Below are 18,978 nucleotides of genomic sequence, written 5' to 3' on the forward strand. Positions count from 1 at the left end.
CTTTTTCATTCACACAAAACATATAGGTATGTTATGTAGTGAATTGGCCCGGGGTGAACAGTTAGAAAAATTAATTTTTATTCCATTTAAGATAATTTAGACTGATGATGGCAAATACCATTAGTACAATATATTTTAAGTATCTAGCCGATGGATCGCCTACTGTAAAAGCGTAAAAGTATGTAAAAATGACCAACACGATTATGGCTCTACCTAAAAATAACCTCATATGTATCCCCCTTCCCACGGTTGAATATCTTCAACTTATCCAAATAGTCATAGATTTACCCTTCCTATACAAAACTTCACTTCATAACTAAAATTTAGTAAGATTATATTCTAACTTTATGTACGTACATTAGATGGATTGGAGGACCTGGAAATGTCGGAACTTAAGCATGACTTCCAACAAGAAGTGGAGCGTTTAGAGTATACGAAACAGTATATGGATGAGATCCTTGCTGCTTCTCAACGTGATTTAAAAGCAGTTCAAGATAAAATTAAGGAATCTATGGCGAACCTTGAGTATATTGATTCTAGTGATAGCTATATCAACATTCTTACAAACTCCCGCTTTTTTGAATTAGCTCTTAACCAAAAAGAAAGTCTTGAAGCGGTGAAAAAAAAGCCTTACTTTGCTCGCATACATTTTCAACGCCATGGCGAAGCAGAGGAACTTTTGTATATTGGAAAAACGTCGCTCTTTCATAACGAAACCTTTGAACCAATTATTGTTGATTGGCGTTCCCCTGTAGCAAACGTCTACTATGATGGGCGCCTCGGTGAAATTACATATCCAGTTCGTGACGAAATATTTACCGGCCACCTCTACTCAAAACGTCAATATAAAATTGAAAATGGTGAACTCTTAAATTTCCAAGATGTCGATTTAACAACAAACGATGACTTATTACAGGAAGCATTATCTGGGAAAGCAGATGTTCGCTTAACAGAGATTGTCGCTACCATTCAAAAGGAGCAAAACGAAATCATCCGAGCTCATCTTCGTCAACCCATCCTTGTTCAAGGTGCTGCTGGGAGTGGAAAAACAACGATTGCCCTTCACCGAATTTCGTACTTTTTATATACGATGGGAGAAAATTTCAACCCAGAGCAACTAATGATTTTAGCACCTAACAAGTTATTTATTGACTATATAGGTGATGTTTTACCTGAGCTTGGCGTGGAACACATTTGTCAAACGACTTATGAAGAGTATGTCCAAAACGCTACGGGGATTAAGCTAAAGCTAACCAACTCAAACGAACGACTTGAGGAAATTGTAGAAGACGGCATTGATACACTTCCCTCCTTTAGCATACCTAAAATCAAGGGTTCCTTACTTTATCGGGATTTTTTAGATCGTTATATTAAACTACACGAACAAACACTGGCTCAACTTTTTGATGAAGATGTTTACATTGAAAAATACAAAATCATGCGCGGTAGCCATTTAAAAAATCTATTTTTATCTGAATTTGCCTATATGCCTATTGAAAAAAGAATTGAACGCATTAAGAAAGTCGTTCAGGCTGAGGTAAAACGAAAAGCAAAATCGGTACTAGCGACATTAAATAAACGCTATGAAGATATCATTGGCAAAGCATTAAATGGATTACGGGATCCAGATAAACGAAGAGAAACGGTAACGAAATTTATCGATGAACGAGATGAACGAATACCGAAAATTAAACAAGAGGCAAAATCTGCAGCTACCACTTATATGCGGAGGTTTGAAAAGGCAAAAATTAAACCGATGTATCGGAAATTTTTAACAGACCGTGTACTTTTACGAGACCTTACACCTGAATGGACTATTGAAGAACAGGAACGGTTTATTCAATTCCATTTAAAAGAAAAATGGTCTTTAGAGGATTTAGCAGCCATTTATTATTTACATGCAAAAATTAAAGGGGTTGCAGATCAATGGAAAATGCGTGTCGTGTTTATCGATGAGGTTCAAGATTATAGCTTATTTCAATTAGCAGCTTTAAAGATTGGTCTTGAAACGGATATGTTCACAATGGTTGGTGATTTAGCACAAGGCATTCATAGTTATCGTTCTTTAACAGAATGGGACCCGGTACTTAATTTATTCCCGCGCGCAAACTATTTTACATTACAAAAAAGCTACCGAACGACCATCGAAATAATGGAAGTGGCAAATAAAATATTATCAAAAATGGACGAAGCATTACCTTTAGTGGAACCAGTTGTGCGCCATGGAAATGAACCGACTTTTGTTCAAAGTGAAACATTTAACGCTGAAATCATTGATGACATTTATAAAAAAATACAACAAAACGGTCATAAATCCATTGCTCTAATTTGCAAAACTGCAAAAGAAGCAAAAACCTATGCCGCCTCAATGAATGCAGCCGGTGTAGAGTCACAAGTGTTAAGTGAGGAATCGAACCTAAATGAGGCAAAGTTACTTATTGTTCCTAGCTATTTAGCAAAGGGACTAGAATTTGATGCCGTTATTATCGCTGCTTACGATTCTCCCTACTACGATACACCCATTGATCGAAAGTTACTGTACGTAGCACTAACCCGCGCAATGCACGAATTATATTTAGTCGGTCCTAATAAAGGCGTATTTTTACTAGATGATAATTAAAAATAAGCTGTTCTATGCTTTAATATGCACAGAACAGCTTTATCTTTTGGTTGGCGGCATACGAACAAAATGACGTTTTTTTACTATCATTTTATGAAAGATTCGAAATATACCTTTCCAGAATGACACCTTTTGTTTTGTAATTTTAGGTTGTGGTAATGCAGGAATTCTCATCATATCACTCCTTTATTCTTATTATATTGTAGGAGTTCTAAAATTATGCACCCAATGCTAATTACCTATTATCAAATAGAAGTTTGTTAACTTGGGCTAATTAACCTTCCCAAGTTCCTATCCCACCTCGTACATTCGTAATATTTCGGAAGCCGAGTCTTTTTAATTTTTTACACGCTTGATTACTTCTAATCCCAGTCTGACAGATCACAACAATCTCCTTGTCCTTTGGGAGTTTTGAAAAATCCGAACGAAGGGGCATGTTTATAAATTGACGAATACTTTGACCTTTGAATTCTGACGGTGTTCTAACATCTACAAATACTTTATTCGGATCGTTTAACATCGGCTTTAACTCTTTTGCCGTGATAGTTTTAATCCCTTTCGCCGGCATTAATCTATATATAAATAGTGCGATAAGCAGTATTATTAAGATCCATTCCATTTGATACCACTCCTTTAATAATCACTTTTCATTATATCATGACTTCTTCATAATCTAATGAAGGATCCTCCTATATTGGCATTTGACTTATAACTAACAACAGGATATTATACCCCTACAGGTATGTTTCAGTTGTATAAAAAAGGAGGTAATGAAATGAGAAAAATATTTTTTACAATGATGGTAGTTTTATTAATGTTAACTGGATGTAATGAAGAATCTTCTTATGAAACAATTTCTTTAGCTGATACACAAGAGAAAATCGACTCCGGCTATCTTGTTTTAGACGTACGTGAGCCAAATGAATTCGAGGAAGGTCATATTCCTGGCGCTATTAACAAACCACTTTCTGAGCTACAAGCGGGTGATTTCTCAAATATTGATAAAGCTGAAAAATATATTGTGATATGCAGAAGTGGTAATCGTTCTAAAACAGCAAGTGATCTTTTATTAACAGAAGGCTTTGATATTATAAATACTTCAGAAGGTATGTCTTCTTGGCAAGGGGATATTCAGTAAACAAGCTACTTATTAATGATATATAAGAACACACTAGTAGTAGAACCTATATTAAGAAGGCGCGGCCTACCACTGTAAGCCGCGAATAAATAAAGAAAGTTTAGATGGCGTCATTTTATGTGAGAGGACCTTTCACAAAGCCGGTGACAAAAACGCCACATCGTGTGGCATTGTCACCATGACCAACATCGTGTTGGCCCAAAGACAAGTCGTAGAGACAGCTTCAAGTTGGCTCTGCGGCTTGTGTGCTAAGTCCTCTCACTATGTCAACTTTTTTTGAAACTCTGTTAGTATATATTAATAGAACGGATTTTTATCATTTTAAAGCTACTATTTTTAATGAAGAGGAAAACTTGCAAACTCCTTATATTTCGGTGTTTCTTCAATATGTGATTCATAAAGGATAATTTCATTCACAGTAAAAGTAAGCTTTTCTCCATCTTCTGTTGTAATAAAGGTTAGTGAATCTTGGTGAAATGGTTGTTCACTATCCCACTTTCGAGCTAATGTAATATGTGGTCGAAAAGGCTTTTTATCAAGTTCAAACCCAAGATCTAAACAATGATTATAAACGAAACTTTGTATATTATTTAGTTCTGCGGAATGTTCTACATCTGCCCAAAAGATCCGTGGGCTTTTCACCGCACCAAATGTCCCTATTTTATTAAGCGTTAATGAAAACCTTTGTCCCTTTAGTAAAACTTTTGCCGATTTAACAGTTTGACTGAGTAGCTCTTTTTCTACATTTCCTAAAAATGCAAGGGTTATATGATAATCCTGCTCGTGTACCCATCGCTTAAAAGGAAACGTTTTTTTATTCTTTTGGACCCACTCATTTAAGAATGATTTCACTTCATTTGGTAGCTTTACCGCAAAAAAGTAGTGATGTTTGATTGCCATATTTCCATCCCCTATAAACTATTTACAATCAATATTATCATTTTCTCCACAATGCATACTATCCGTCTATCACCTTTAGTCCAACCACCGAAACTAATATAATGGCAATAAACAATACCCTTTTCCAATCCTTTGATTCACCGTAGAAAGTCATACCTACAATTGTACCTCCCACAACGCCAATTCCCGTCCAAATTGCGTATGCAGTACCCATTGCAATAAAGTTCATTGAATAATGTAGCAGTATTAAACTAGCACCAAAACCTAGTACAAATAATGATAGTGGCTTCCAACTACGACTCACACTCCACTGGTTCATCATCGCCACACCAAATGTTTCAAATAATCCCGCTACAATTAACGCAATCCATGCCATCTTAGTTTTCGACCTCTTTTCTATCTTCTTTGTCTGTCACTACTTTTAATCCAATTACACCTACCAGTAATAAAAGAATTAAAAGGATTTTCACAAGATGAAAGGGCTCACCAAAAAATAGAATCTCTGATAATATAGCCCCTACCGTCCCTAAACCAACAAACACAGCATACACCGTTCCTGCCGGTAAGTTTTTTGTTGCTGTAACTAAATAATAGTTCGATATGATAATTGCGATACCCGTCCCAACCCAAGTTAAAATGCTATTTGCATGAGCTAATCCAATCACCCAAATCACTTCGAATACAACAGCAACGATCACCTTTAGCCAATGTCGATTCATTAAAGATACCTCCGTTCAAAATAAAAAAGCCCGAGCGAATACTAGTAATAGTATCTCCCAGGCTTTTATCCTTCCGTGTCACAATAAATGTGGTTTTCTCTCGGACCAGACCACGTAAAAGTGCGGAACCCTAGAAAACTTTTTTATTTAACTGCCTTGTATTATTTCACATTTTCAGTTTGATTTCAAGGGAGCCATATGTAAGCTTTAATTTGAAACTCCACCTGTTTCCATTTCTCTAGTATGTTCGATATGATAGACATAGCAAGGAGGGTACGAATGGCTAAAGATAAAGAAAATGAAGTTGAACCAATAAGCGAAGAAGAATTGATTGAACTCGTATTAGAAGCACAAAAAGAGGCACTTGAAAAAGCGCGACTGGAAAGATTGTCTGGGATAAAAAAACAAAAGAAGCGGCCACGGTCTGTTCGATTGGTTGCTTGGATCATGGCTGGAATGCTCCTATTCAGTACATTTGCAGTCATTTTTGAAATATACTCTATCCCTGCAATTGAATTTATTAAAAAATCCGCCGCCCTTTCTCAACAAGACGAGATTAAAACATATAAAAAAGCAATTGTTGAAGTGAAAACAAACAATGGAAAAGGTACTGGCTTTTCTATCTCTGACGATGGATACATTGTGACAAATGAACATGTTATTGATGACGCACTTACAATTACCGTTACTTTTCCCGGTGATGGAATATATAAAGGTGAAGTTGTTGAAAGCTACCCAACTATTGATTTAGCCATTTTGAAAGTAGATAGCGAGAATCTACCTCATTTATCTTTAGAAAAATCCTACGAGCCAACAAAAGGCGAACAAATCTACTTTATTGGAAATCCTTTATACTTTACAGGCATTGCAAATGAAGGAAAAGTAATTGATTATACGTTGCTGCAAGATTGGGAAGATGAAGTCATTATGTTGGATGCACCCGTCTATCACGGGAATAGTGGTAGCCCTGTCATTAATAAAGTAGGTAATGTTATTGGGATTGTTTTCGCCACTACAAAAACAGAAGAATACGGCCGTGTTGGATTATTTATTCCGATTGATTTATTACACGAAAAGCTTAATCTATTAAAATAGTAATTAACAATTCCCTTTTTTCTAAAGTGCTACAATGAACCTCAATTTCATAGCATCATATTACTTTTTTATTGTAAACTTTGTTGACAACATAATTTTATTCATATAAAAATATCCATTATATCACCTAGCAATTTTAGGTGATATTTTGTTTATAAAGCAATTACTTTTCTACACATTCAATCAAGACGTTTCTATACATTGATAAATCAAACTCTCTATTCATTTTCTTTGTAAACCATGTTGACGTTAATAATTTACTAACATAGAAAGTACAGTTTATTTTATCAATAAAACTTACGTTACTAAATTCTAATATCTTTAATATCTTTGAAATTTGGCATACCGCAGCCGACATCCTCTTTTTATGTCAACCTAGTTTACATTAAAGATATTTTTATATATTTAACAAACCCACACTACTTATATACATAGATTTCTTAATATAATTTTTTCGTCAACCAAGTAGACAAAAAAACTTGAGTTAAATCCTTTTTTATCAACCCTTATTAACCACTTCTCTAAAATCAGATAAGAATAATATTATTCTCACATTTTTTGATTCCCAACACAAAAAGGACCTGCTCTTAACAACAGAATCCCTAAATTTCAAATTATCTTTTTATCATGACTACGATTGTCCACATAATTACAGAATATTGTACTGTTTTGAATACCGATCCATCATACAAAAATAGATAAGCTGCTACGTAAATACAAATAAATAATAAAATAGCTTGTACAAACCTCAACTTCCCAACCCCTCGTATTGGTTTTAGCACCCTAAACCTTCACTCATACATCATATTATTTATCTAAATTCTTTATGAAGATTTACAATTTCCAAGCATCTTAAATAGCAGCATTTTAAAAATAGAACGTCCATATAAAACCTTCTAGCTTACATGATCACTTACAATTTCTTATAAAAATTACTTTCATAATTAGAACCATGTTTAAAAAATCGCTTCTCACTCGACATAAATCCATCTATTGTTACAAACACCCTATATAAATATCACTTTCTCGTAAACTTAGTTGACAGAAAATTATGTATCCACCTTTATGTTTCAAAGTATTAATCCAGTATTCTTTAACGGCACTACACTCCAATTATTATTTTAATAACTTCTACAGTTTTTGACTTCTCTCGACTATTTTACTTTTACACAATAATAAAATTGTCAACTATGTTTACAATTAATTTCAACAGGCTATATATAATACCATCACTTAAGCCACTTATCTTACTTATTATCTTGAGAAGAACACTATTCACAGGTTATGTAATTTTCGAGTCTTTTTTCGACAATACAATCTATATAAATATAATATTTTCGTCATCTAGGTTGACAGAAAAACTAACTATCCACCTTTTACTTCTACTGCTTGACACCACTTTTCTGATTCATATACACGCTATCAGTTATTTGAAAATAAAATTCGTTCAAACAATTATTTCAACAAATTTCACCTATTCAAAATAACAATTTCGTCAACTTAATTGACGATTAATTTTAATAGAGGTGTTAATTTATCAATCTTAATAGCCTCACTTTAGAATATCGCTCCATTTCACAAATTATATTACCCAAAAGTTCAAAATAACGTATGATAAATAATTTTTTGAGCCCACGAGCTTTATTAATGAGGTAAAAAGTATTTTAGCCATACTTCACCCACATATGGAAGTTCATTGAATACGAACAAAATGGATGGATTCAGTTATAAGACTGCTAGCGAGAATATCACACAAGGATAAAAAACCGCAGTTGGGATAGCATGGATGAACAGTGATGACCATCGAAAAAATATATTAAGTGCAAGTTTTACTCAAATCGGTGTAGGTTATGAACAAAATGGAAGTTACTGGACACAACTATTTATAAACCAATAAAAAGACAGGGAAAACCCCCTGTCTTTTTCAATTGTTATTTTATAGATTCTCCAATCATCAATACGTTGGACGAACGAGTTCATTAAATTTATATGTAAATGCAAAAAAGACCTGATTATTAGTAAATCAAGTCTAAGGATGTAGAACCGTTGCCGGACAAATTTAGCTCCTATGAACCTTTGTAGCGACCCACCCTTCATATATTCCTTCATATTTCTTTGCATAGAGAGCTATTAATTCTGTTTGATAATCGATTAAGGCCAATACTTCCATTTTGCTCGCCCAAATCTTAAATGTATTTTGCGTCCATTCATAAGTGATTTGAAAACCCGTTTGCTCTATTTCTTGAAGACAGCTTTTTCCCTTTTCGTACGGTATCGTTAATGAATGAACGATTGTCATTGTATTATCGATTCTTAAATTAACCTCCATGGCACGAACCAATTCTCTATTTTTATTAATCCGACATAGTTTTTCCTGTACAGTTTCCGTCACCTGAAAAAGTCCTTCTTTAAATGCACGATCAATGCGAAGTCGATCATAATCTAATATCCACCTTCTGAACTGATGGTAAATAGGACGTAACACATCTTGGTTCACGGAATAGATATCACAACCACGATCATCATACATATGAAATAAGATACTCGTCGTTGTATTAATTAAATAGACTTGCCCTTCTATTTTTGGCTTTACTGAAAAGTCCGCATTTGCTATGGCTCGAAGCAATGTTGGTAAACGAAAGGATGCCTTATTCCCAGATACAGACCAATAAAACTCCTTCCCGTCTTCACAGTCAATCTCTTCATATTTCAATCGATAAATATCTTTCGGATTGATTAAAAAGCGATTTATGTTGGGCAATGCATTTTGATAGGTGCAAATAATGAGTACTACTTGATCTTCTTGTTGAAAAAGGCTATTTACAATCTGCTTAGCACGATTAAGAAGCGGTTGGAAATAGTTTTCGGTTAAATACTCCTCTTTTTTCTCAGGTATTACCCCTAATTCAAAACGAATCCAATTATGTTTTTGATTTAGCCAATTCGTTAAATACTCCATTTTCCCTCCTTGTAATAACCGTTATTGTAAGCATTCTTTGAATAGGTCCGTTCCGTGTTCCAAATATTTTAACATATCATTTATAATCACAATTAAAAAAGACGCCTCCGTAAATTTCGGAAACGCCTAACCTTTAAAATATATAACTAATCAATAATCCAATAGACAAAAGGAAACTAAATAACGTATTGGTAATCGCTGTGGATTTCATTGCCACTCGCATATATTGCAGCTCTGTCACTCCTTTTTTAAAGCCTTGGATCGCTGAAATTGGCTTTTTCACACTTAGAAAAATAACCAATGCCCAAGGACTAATATCTCCTTGGAAAACTAAAATCACAATCCATAAATAAGACAGGACAAAAGCTATAGCTAAAGAACCGATCGCTTTATCTCTACCTAGAAGAATTGCCAATGTTTTACGTCCACCTTTTGTATCTTCTTCGATATCACGAATGTTATTTGCCATATTAATGCCACCGACTAAAATTCCAGCCGGTATAGACACTAATATCGCAAGGAGTGTTAGCGTATTTGTTTGGATAAAGTAAGCAATTAACACAAACCCTGTCCCCATTAACGCTCCTGCAAACAGCTCACCAAATGGAGTGTAGGCAATTGGGATTGGTCCACCTGTGTAAAGATAACCTACAGCCATACCGAACAGCCCAATCACCACTAACCACCAACTACTATTCATACAAATGTAAACACCGATGATCGCTGCAAATACATAGAGTAAAATCGCAACGGTTAGCACGTTTTTAGGCTTCAATCCATGACGAACGATCCCGCCACCAATACCCACTGATTCAGCTGTGTCTAATCCGCGCTTAAAATCGTAATATTCATTAAATAAATTGGTCGCGATTTGCAATGCTAAACAAGCAATCATCATTGCAGCAAATAATAACCAATCAATTTTTGTTTCATACAATGCCAATACTGTCCCTAAAATGACAGGGGCAAAGGTCGCCGTTAGTGTATGTGGTCGAGTCATTTTCCACATTAACTTAGCGGGACTTAAAGTTTCATTTTCCATGAATCTATTCAACTTCCTTACTATTTATAAGTTTCATTCATCCATTATAACAAATTCAACTAGTTGCTCAAATGACTTGTACTAATTAAACAATCAAAAAGCCCACCTAATATCGTGGACTTATTTTGAATTATTCACCTGTATATACAAAGTAATCCACTTGCATCGACTTAATAAATCCTGCTTTTTCATATACCGCAAGTGCTCTCTCGTTATCTACTTCTACTTCTAGCATGACAATTTTTTCACCACTGCGTAACGCAAAGTCTTTTACCCAGTTTAATAGTGCCGTTGCAACACCTTGACCTTGATAATCTGGGTGTACGGCTAATGCGGTTACCCATTGGATGTCACCTTCTTTTACGGATGTGACAGTTCCTGCAATTTCATCGTCTAAAATGGCAACCCACATAATTCGTCCTTCAGTAGAAGTGTTATAGGAAATTAATTCCACCGATTCTTCTCGTAAATCACCAAATGCTTCACCTAAAATTTCAATCATATTGTCCTCATCCGCTATTTCAATATACGGACGAATAAAAATACGATCACATAGCGCTGTTGCTTCAGATCTTGCTTCAAAAGTTGCTTCTGAAAAGCTATAACTATACCCATACTTCTCAACAAATTTACGACGGGAAGTATCAGTTTCGATTACTAACGCTAGTTCCCCTTCTGCCCCACGGTGATGAAGACCATCTCCAACTACTTTTAATAAAGCTTCATCAATTCCAATTTCTCTATACATCGGAGCAACTAAAATCGACCATTCATATGTATTTAACCCCATTTGATCCATAGCATTCGCTACACCTACTAATTGGTCGTGCTCATCGTCATATGCGAGGACAAAAAATCCCCTTGCATCCACCTTTTGGGACTCCGTTAAATTTAATACTGGACAATAGTTAAATTGATCTATGACGAAAGCTTCGTCACATAATAGTTTAATTTCTTTATAGGTTTCGTCATCTATAGGAAAAGATGCAGTAATAATTGAAAAATTCATAGAATACTTTCGCTCCTAAATCATCTTATATTATATCGATTTAATTTTAGAGGAACGAAAGTACTGTAGCAAGGTCATTTCAGTAATTACATGTAATTACCTAGTGGAATCATAAAATACCAGATTGTTTGAGCATATTTGCATAGACGCCATTCTTTTGGATTAATTGTTGCTGCGTTCCTGTCTCAACCAAATGTCCCTCTTTCATTACTAAAACGAGATCTGCATGACGAACAGTATTTAATCGATGCGCAATGACAAAGCTAGTGCGTCCTTCCATTAATAGCTCCAACGCCTGTTGAATTTTTACTTCTGTTACCGTATCAATACTACTAGTGGCCTCATCTAACAATAAAATGACCGGGTCCGCAACAAGTGCCCGCGCAATGGATAAAAGTTGCTTTTGCCCTTGTGAAATACTACTACCATCTGAAGTTAAAACCGTGTTATAGCCATTCGGTAGTTTCATAATAAAATCATGGGCATTTGCTTTTTTAGCCGCTTCTTCAACTTCATCATTTGTTGCATCTAGTCTTCCATACCGAATGTTATCATAGATGCTTGCTTCAAAAATAAATGAATCTTGCAGAACAAACGCCATTTGTTTACGCAATGTAGTTCGTTGTATGTCTCGTACATTTACCCCATCAAAGAGCACTTCGCCTTTTTGTACATCATAAAATCTCGCAATTAATTGCATAATGGTTGTTTTCCCAGCACCTGTAGCGCCAACTAAGGCAACAGTTTGTCCCGGCTGCACATAAAAGCTAACATTTTGTAGGGTGTGGGATTGTTCCTCCAATTCATATTTAAAGGACACGTTTTTAAATTCCACTGCCCCTTGAAGTTTATGATGTTCACCGAATGCGCCAATGTCTTCCTCTTTATTCTCATCCATAATTGAAAACACCCGCTCTGCACCCGCAATAGCAGACAACACCGTATTCATCTGATTCGCTAAATCATTTAATGGACGAGTAAATTGCCGGGCGTACTCTGTAAAAATAACAATTGTCCCGATCGATACAAATCCATGATAAGCTAAGATCCCCCCAACTCCTGCAACTATAGCAAAACTAAGATTATTTAAAAAGTTCATCACTTTTGGAATATAGCCTGAATATGTTAGTGCCCAAAATCCTGTTCTACGTAGATGTGCACTTTTTTCACGGAACTCCTGCTTTACCCGTTCTTCTTGGGAAAATGCTTTGACAACACGTTGTCCAGAAATTGTTTCTTCAATCATCCCATTTAACGCGCCGAGTGCACTTTGCTGTTCTTTAAATAATTTCCCCGTCCTTCTTGTGATCCAACGAGTTGCGACAAACATCACCGGAATAATACACATTGTAAGCAAAGTGAGTAGAGGACTTAACATTAACATGACCACAATCGTCCCTGTTAACGTCAGAATACTTGAAAATACTTGGATAAATGAACTGTTTAAAGTAGAGCTTACTGTTTCAATATCATTTGTTGCGCGGCTCATTAATTCCCCATGTTGACGTTTGTCAAAATACGATACAGGTAATCGAACTAATTGATTAAATACTCCCGTACGCATTTTATAAATGGTTTGTTGGGCTATTCCAATCATCCAATAATTTTGAAGAAAATAAGCTATTGCCAACACGAAGTAGATTAGGATTAATGCGATGATCATTGTTGACATACCATCAAAATGAAACTTCATCACATATTCATCGATAATGTGACCTATTAGAAATGGTCCTAAAAGCGACATGGCGGAACTAATCACAACAAGTGCTAAAACAGCAATGAGTAACGCTCGTTGTTCATCAACGATTTTCCAAATTCGTAGTAAAGTATTTTTCCAATCATTCGCTCTAGGGCCTTTTTTCTTTTTTACCGGTCTTTTTAAATCTTCTTTCGATAAAAGTGGCTCGTATCCAAAGGGTTCTTTAAGGGATTTCATTACGCTTCACCTTCTTTGCCTTGTGATAAAGCAATTTGTTTATACTGCTCACTTGTATTCATTAATTCATCATGATGTCCAAAAGCAATAACACGACCTTCATCTAATAGTAGAATTTTATCCGCACCTTTTGCTGTCCGAACTTTTTGTGTAACTACTAGCATCGTAGCTTGCTTATCATTTAATGCTTCCCAAAATGCAGATTCAGTTTTCACATCAAGAGCGCTCGTGCTATCGTCTAAAATTAATATTTGAGGTTCTCGTATTAAAGCTCGGGCAATGGATAATCTTTGCTTTTGTCCACCTGAAAGATTAACCCCTTTTTGCCCGACACGCGTTTCGTATTGATTTGGAAAGTTTTCAATGGTTTGATGAATTTGCGCTTGTGATGCTGCATAATGCACTTCATTTAAAGCAGCTGCTTGTCTACCCCAGCGGACATTTTCATAAATAGAGCCTGTAAATAACATCGATTGCTGAGGGACAAATCCTACCATTGCTCGTAAACTTTCTAGTGGCATGTCATTGATATTTTGGTTATGAATATAAATTGCACCTGATGTCGGTTCGTAAAAACGTGGAAGCAAATTTAATAAGGTAGATTTTCCTGAACCCGTTGCCCCCATAATGGCAAGCTTCTCACCTTCCATTACCGTAAAGGATATATTGTCGAGCACCTTTTTATCTGTATTTGGATAGTTAAATGAAACATTTTCAAATTTAATGGAGCCTACTGTTAATGGTCTAACTTTTTCAGATGTAACATGTTTTTCGATACCCTCTTCAATAATTAAAACTTCCGCCATCCGTTCAGCAGAAGCCTTTGCACGGGAGAAGGCATTAATAATAAAGGCAAACATTGAAAAGTTCCCTGTCATACGCATTGCATAGTTTACAACCGCAATTAGTTCCCCAACTTGAGCGTTCCCATTTCTCACATCAATAGCACCAAACCACAGAGCAGCAAGTAAACTCATATTCATAACGAATAACAACACTGGCATAATGAGCTCCATTACGCGTAATGCCTTCATCGTATCCGTTTTTAAATCACCCGCTACTTCTTCAAATCGATTGCCTTCAAAATCCATTCGCATATACGCTTTTACTAAACGAATACCTTGAAGATTTTCTTGAAGCACACGGTTTACCCGGTCTAATCTACGTTGCACCGTTGCAAATAAGTGAACACCCTTTTTCACAATTACATATAAAAACAACACCACAATTGGCGTACCAATCATTAAAAATAAAGCCATTTTCGAATTTACCACAAAGGCCATTATTAAACTTCCGATTGCTGCAAGGGGCGCACGTAACATAATGCGTAAACTCATAAAAAAGACGGTCTGTACCTGTTGCACATCACTCGTTAACCTTGTAATTAACCCCGATGTCGGAAAACGCAAATAGGTCGCCATCGAAAAAGACTGTATTTTGCTAAATAAGGCGTTGCGTAAATCATATGAAAAGCTTTGTGCAGCATGGGACGAAAAATAAGAATTCACCACGCCACTTGCAAAAGCTAAAAGAGCCAAGCCTACTAGAATCAATCCCCAGTACCAGATCGTCTCTATATCATCTGCAACTATTCCTTCATCTATAATTTTCGCAATAATTAATGGTTGGGTAAGTTCCACCGTTAATTCAAAAAGCATTAGACAAATTGCAATTAGCGCTGGCCATTTATATGGTTTTATATAAGAAAATACTACTTTCACACAAACACCCCTAACGAAGACAACAATCTAAGAAATAAAGCTCAATCAATTTGAATTCAGACAAATATTGAAAGCCTTTATCAACTTCTGGTGATTATTTTACATTAGATTGTTTACAAAATGTTCACATCTTCATTCATTATTGTAACTTTCTGCCTTTTCACCTACAATTGAAAGCCATGTAACACAACCGAGCATAATGAAAACACCGAGAGCTTGCCACAAGCCTAAAGTAGTATGGAAAACAATGATGGAAATCACCATTGCTGTTAATGGCTCAATACTAGATAGAATACTAGTTAATACCGGACTTATATACTTCATACTACTTAAAAACAAAATGAATGCTATGGTACCGAAGAAGATCAAGACCACCATCCATAAAGAAGTATTGATGTTTAAAAGTAACACCCACTCTTCACTGTTCCAAACGAATGTAGTAATACCTAAAATAGCGCCTCCTACTAACATCCCCCAACCAACAACGACCAAGACGCCCCATTCATTCATCAATGCCACTGGATGAAGTGTATAGATGGCAAAAGTAACCCCTAGCATTACTCCCCATATGATGGCTTCTGTACTAACTAGCAAAGAATCAAAGGAAAAGTTTGTTAATAATAAAAATAATCCAAAAAACGTCCCCATAATCCCAAGCAGTTGATACTTTGGCGGCCATGTTCTTAATTTAATCGAAAGAAAAATAACAATAAAAATTGGCCCTAAAAATTGTAATAAGGTAGCGAAAACTGCATTACTTACATTAATTGCTGTAACGAAAGAAAACTGAAGCCCAAGCATTCCCAACACACTAAAGATAATCAATTGCCTCCTCCAATGCGCGGATCTCCATATAGGAAATATAGACTTTTTCGTAGCAACTAAGAATAAAAGTATTGCCAATCCAGCTACTAAAAGACGAATAGTTAACATAAAAGACACGGTCATCCCTGTGTTTTCTAAAATAAATTCCATCAATGGTCCTGTAGCTCCCCAAAGCATGGCCCCCATTACTATGAGGAAAATTCCTTTTATTTTCTCCATCAATTCGCCCTCAATCTACATTTAATATTTTAAATTGATATATTTTTTTCGCATATACACCCAAATTAGAACTTAAGTCCCCCAATCTACTATTATCAAAATATTACAACCAGATATGTAATGACTATTTGCTTCAAAAACTTTATAATAATAGTATTAATATACGAAATTTAAGGAGACGGAAAGAATGAGCCGCGAAAAAGAAATTTTTAAAATTGATAAAGAACTAGTAACATTTGCGCCTTTCCCAACTTTTTTACTAAATCGAAATGGCCATGTAGCCATTTGGAACGACTTATGTGTAAAATATTTTGGATATTCTCTGAACGAACTTACTACTAGTAAAAATACAAATATTAACACTACTTTATTTTCAACATTTACTGAAGAATCATGGAACCGTATTTTATTAGGAAAAGAACCATTTCGTTTTGAACATATTCAACTTGTAACGAAAAACGATTCTTTTGTTAGTGCAACATTGCTGACAATGCCATGTTTCCTTGATGGTGTCCCTTCTATCCTAGTTACTTGTTTACTAGACGATTTAGTCATACGAATGGACGATACATCTCAAGAACTAATAGACTTAAAAAATGGCCTTTATTCAACTTTTATGGTTGTCACTCTTGATGCAGAAGGGTTTATTACTCATAGTAATCAAGCATTTTTAAAGGCTAGTCATTGGACGCCAAAGCGCATTTTAGGCAAAACATTCTGGCAACTATTCCCTGAAACTGTTGAAAGTGCTGAGATCGTCGAAACAATATGGCAAACGATTAATTCCGGTCAAATTTGGGAAGGTGACGTGGAAAAAGTAACAAAAGATGGGCAATCTTACTGGGTTCATCTTACTGCAATCCCAACCTATTCACAATCTGAACAAAACTATCATTACATTTTGATTGAAAAAGATATTACAAATGAAAAGAAACTGAAGCAACAACTAGAGAAAATTGCCTATATCGATACAGAAACAGGACTTATGAACGTTCATCGTCTCGAAAATATCGTTTCGGAAATGATTGAAGAAGGTCGACACTTCTCCTTTGTTTATTTAAGCATCGATAAGTTTTATACGTTAAAAGAACTTCATAATGATCATTTAGAAAATAACTTAATTATAGAATTTACAAAACGAATGAAAATCTATTTCCAAGACAGTGACATGGCACGGATCAATGAAAATGACTTTGTAGTTATTACACCACTGGGCGAATGGTTTATTCAAGGATTTTTAACTTATTTAAAACAAAATCCGATTTATATTGGAAATATGGCTGTACCAATTTCTATTAGTGGTGGTATTACACGTTCACCACAGGATCAATCCAACTTCTCACAACTAATGAACGCATCCATTGCAACGATTGCAAATGTGCGGGAAGCTGGTGGAGATAGTATCCTGTCCCTATCAAACGCAACGCATAAAGCATTAAATCGCCGTTCAATCATTGAAAAACGATTATTACTGGCACTAGATCAACAACACTTAAAGGTACTATACCAACCGCAAATCGACCTTCAAACAGGTAATATTATTGCAGTTGAAGCGCTAGTTCGTTGGGAAGATGATGAAGTCGGTGTCGTATCACCTGATGAGCTTATACCGATTGCAGAAGAATCTGGTCTGATCAATAATATTGGTTCCTTTATGATTGAAGAGGCTTGTAAACAGGCTGCAGAGTGGCAAAAAGAAGGTTTAAATTTAAAAGTAAGTATTAACTTATCTGTTCGTGAGTTCCGTGATAAAAACATGGCAAAATCGATTCTAAGTATATTAGCTCGCACAGGTTGTCCTGCGAATCTAATCCAAATCGAAATTACAGAGAAGTTTGCATTAGAAGCCGAAGCTGAAACATCTATTATTAAACAAATGCGTAAACTCGAAAATGAAGGCATTGTTTTCGTGCTCGATGACTTTGGGACAGGCTATGCATCGTTCCGTTATATGCAGCTTTTACCAATTGAAATATTAAAAATCGACCAAATGTTTATTAGTTCCCTCCTGCAATCGGAAAAAACACAACGATTAATTCATGGGATGGTTCAATTCGGTAAATCAATGAATCTTACTGTATTAGCAGAAGGTGTTGAAACAAAAGAACAACGTCAACTGTTAGAACAGTACGGTTGTGACGCAATTCAAGGGTTCCTAATTAGTAAACCAGTATCTGAATTAGAAATTAGTAGTTTGGTAGCTACTGTTTAGAGAAAAGTGGAATGGGCTCGCCTAGCTAGATGTCAATGAGAGCGCCTATTCAATCTAAAAAAACGAGGGTTCACTTCTAAAGTGGACCCTCCTTTTACTTTATTTTTTGCGTTCTCTTTGCCTTTGCGAAACTTTGCATGGAGGTTCTTCCCTTTTTAAACATCCGCATGACAAGCTGAACGATTACTTCTGCAAATACTAACCCCATGGCAATGGCGCCAGAAATCATAAATGCACGCATTCCATTTTGAATTCCTAGGTTATAGTCTAATTCTACTATGTTTCGCATAGTATTATAAGCGATACCACCTGGCACAAGAGGAATAATACCAGATACATTAAAAATAATCATAGGCATTTTAAACCGTCGAGCAAAAATCTGCGCTACAATGGCAATGGCAAAGGCTCCTAAAAACGAGGCTTGTACTTCTGTTACTCCGTTTTCCATTAACAAGTAATACACGAGCCAGCCAATGGAGCCAACTAAACCACAGTAAGGCAATGCTTTTGTTGGTGCATTAAAGATTACTCCAAAACAAGAGGTAAAGATAAAACTAAATATAAGTTGTATAATTAATTCCAT

The 18,978-nt window shown here is 35.6% G+C and carries 17 protein-coding genes and 1 riboswitch; of the genes, 5 read left to right on the forward strand and 12 right to left on the reverse strand.

All coding sequences use genetic code 11. From position 1 onward, the window contains the following. Nucleotides 1–382 precede the first annotated feature (382 nt). On the forward strand, nt 383–2,620 hold the full coding sequence (gene helD / locus EK386_RS10610) for an RNA polymerase recycling motor HelD (RefSeq protein ID WP_126659144.1): 2,238 nt from the start codon (nt 383–385) through the stop codon (nt 2,618–2,620). A 274-nt stretch (nt 2,621–2,894) separates the two neighbouring features. On the opposite strand, the gene EK386_RS10615 is transcribed toward helD, so the two are convergent. After that, nucleotides 2,895–3,239: a rhodanese-like domain-containing protein gene (locus tag EK386_RS10615; RefSeq protein ID WP_126659145.1), complete on the reverse strand. Its 345-nt coding sequence runs from the start codon at nt 3,237–3,239 to the stop codon at nt 2,895–2,897. 156 nt (nt 3,240–3,395) lie between these two features. Here EK386_RS10615 and EK386_RS10620 point away from each other — a divergent pair, with 156 nt between their 5' ends. After that, nucleotides 3,396–3,758, forward strand: a complete 363-nt coding sequence (locus EK386_RS10620) for a rhodanese-like domain-containing protein (RefSeq protein ID WP_126659146.1) — start codon at nt 3,396–3,398, stop codon at nt 3,756–3,758. Nucleotides 3,759–4,094: 336 nt separating this feature from the next. Here the strand turns inward: EK386_RS10620 and thpR are convergent, their stop codons facing one another. From thpR to EK386_RS10635, 3 genes are read right to left on the reverse strand one after another with little or no spacing between them, the layout of a single operon-like run. After that, nucleotides 4,095–4,658, reverse strand: a complete 564-nt coding sequence (gene thpR / locus EK386_RS10625) for an RNA 2',3'-cyclic phosphodiesterase (protein ID WP_126659147.1) — start codon at nt 4,656–4,658, stop codon at nt 4,095–4,097. A 58-nt stretch (nt 4,659–4,716) separates the two neighbouring features. After that, nucleotides 4,717–5,034, reverse strand: a complete 318-nt coding sequence (locus EK386_RS10630) for a DMT family transporter (RefSeq protein ID WP_126659148.1) — start codon at nt 5,032–5,034, stop codon at nt 4,717–4,719. Between the two features lies 1 nt (nt 5,035). Continuing rightward, on the reverse strand, nt 5,036–5,377 hold the full coding sequence (locus EK386_RS10635) for a DMT family transporter (protein ID WP_126659149.1): 342 nt from the start codon (nt 5,375–5,377) through the stop codon (nt 5,036–5,038). Between the two features lie 52 nt (nt 5,378–5,429). Further along, nucleotides 5,430–5,522, reverse strand: a riboswitch (guanidine-I (ykkC/yxkD leader). A gap of 134 nt (nt 5,523–5,656) precedes the next feature. Between EK386_RS10635 and EK386_RS10640 the strand changes: the two genes are divergently transcribed. Beyond that, nucleotides 5,657–6,472, forward strand: a complete 816-nt coding sequence (locus tag EK386_RS10640) for a S1C family serine protease (protein WP_126659150.1) — start codon at nt 5,657–5,659, stop codon at nt 6,470–6,472. A gap of 614 nt (nt 6,473–7,086) precedes the next feature. Here the strand turns inward: EK386_RS10640 and EK386_RS20220 are convergent. Then, nucleotides 7,087–7,224: a hypothetical protein gene (locus EK386_RS20220; protein ID WP_158674410.1), complete on the reverse strand. Its 138-nt coding sequence runs from the start codon at nt 7,222–7,224 to the stop codon at nt 7,087–7,089. A gap of 1,034 nt (nt 7,225–8,258) precedes the next feature. On the opposite strand from EK386_RS20220, the gene EK386_RS20440 reads away from it, so the two are divergent. Beyond that, a complete protein-coding gene (locus tag EK386_RS20440) occupies nt 8,259–8,369 on the forward strand; it encodes a CAP domain-containing protein (RefSeq protein WP_246027644.1) in 111 nt (36 codons plus the stop codon). A 162-nt stretch (nt 8,370–8,531) separates the two neighbouring features. On the opposite strand, the gene EK386_RS10650 is transcribed toward EK386_RS20440, so the two are convergent. The 6 genes from EK386_RS10650 to EK386_RS10675 form a co-directional block, all read right to left on the reverse strand. Beyond that, on the reverse strand, nt 8,532–9,431 hold the full coding sequence (locus EK386_RS10650; protein ID WP_126659151.1) for a DUF3885 domain-containing protein: 900 nt from the start codon (nt 9,429–9,431) through the stop codon (nt 8,532–8,534). A gap of 133 nt (nt 9,432–9,564) precedes the next feature. Next, complete coding sequence (locus EK386_RS10655) at nt 9,565–10,473, reverse strand: 1,4-dihydroxy-2-naphthoate polyprenyltransferase (protein WP_126659152.1); 909 nt, start codon at nt 10,471–10,473, stop codon at nt 9,565–9,567. Between the two features lie 130 nt (nt 10,474–10,603). After that, nucleotides 10,604–11,482: a GNAT family N-acetyltransferase gene (locus EK386_RS10660; RefSeq protein ID WP_126659153.1), complete on the reverse strand. Its 879-nt coding sequence runs from the start codon at nt 11,480–11,482 to the stop codon at nt 10,604–10,606. A 109-nt stretch (nt 11,483–11,591) separates the two neighbouring features. Then, the gene (locus tag EK386_RS10665; RefSeq protein WP_126659154.1) at nt 11,592–13,418 is read right to left on the reverse strand and encodes an ABC transporter ATP-binding protein; all 1,827 of its coding nucleotides are present in this window, start codon (nt 13,416–13,418) and stop codon (nt 11,592–11,594) included. After that, nucleotides 13,418–15,139: an ABC transporter ATP-binding protein gene (locus EK386_RS10670; protein WP_126659155.1), complete on the reverse strand. Its 1,722-nt coding sequence runs from the start codon at nt 15,137–15,139 to the stop codon at nt 13,418–13,420. The genes EK386_RS10665 and EK386_RS10670 overlap by 1 nt, the downstream gene beginning before the upstream one ends. A 132-nt stretch (nt 15,140–15,271) precedes the next feature. Continuing rightward, nucleotides 15,272–16,183: a DMT family transporter gene (locus EK386_RS10675; protein WP_126659156.1), complete on the reverse strand. Its 912-nt coding sequence runs from the start codon at nt 16,181–16,183 to the stop codon at nt 15,272–15,274. 187 nt (nt 16,184–16,370) lie between these two features. On the opposite strand from EK386_RS10675, the gene EK386_RS10680 reads away from it, so the two are divergent. Next, nucleotides 16,371–18,395, forward strand: a complete 2,025-nt coding sequence (locus EK386_RS10680) for a bifunctional diguanylate cyclase/phosphodiesterase (RefSeq protein WP_126659157.1) — start codon at nt 16,371–16,373, stop codon at nt 18,393–18,395. Between the two features lie 94 nt (nt 18,396–18,489). Here the strand turns inward: EK386_RS10680 and EK386_RS10685 are convergent, their stop codons facing one another. Beyond that, on the reverse strand, nt 18,490–18,978 hold the full coding sequence (locus EK386_RS10685; RefSeq protein ID WP_126659158.1) for a threonine/serine exporter family protein: 489 nt from the start codon (nt 18,976–18,978) through the stop codon (nt 18,490–18,492).

Origin of the sequence: Lysinibacillus antri (genome assembly GCF_003977595.1) — a bacterium.
Lineage (GTDB): Bacteria > Bacillota > Bacilli > Bacillales_A > Planococcaceae > Ureibacillus > Ureibacillus antri.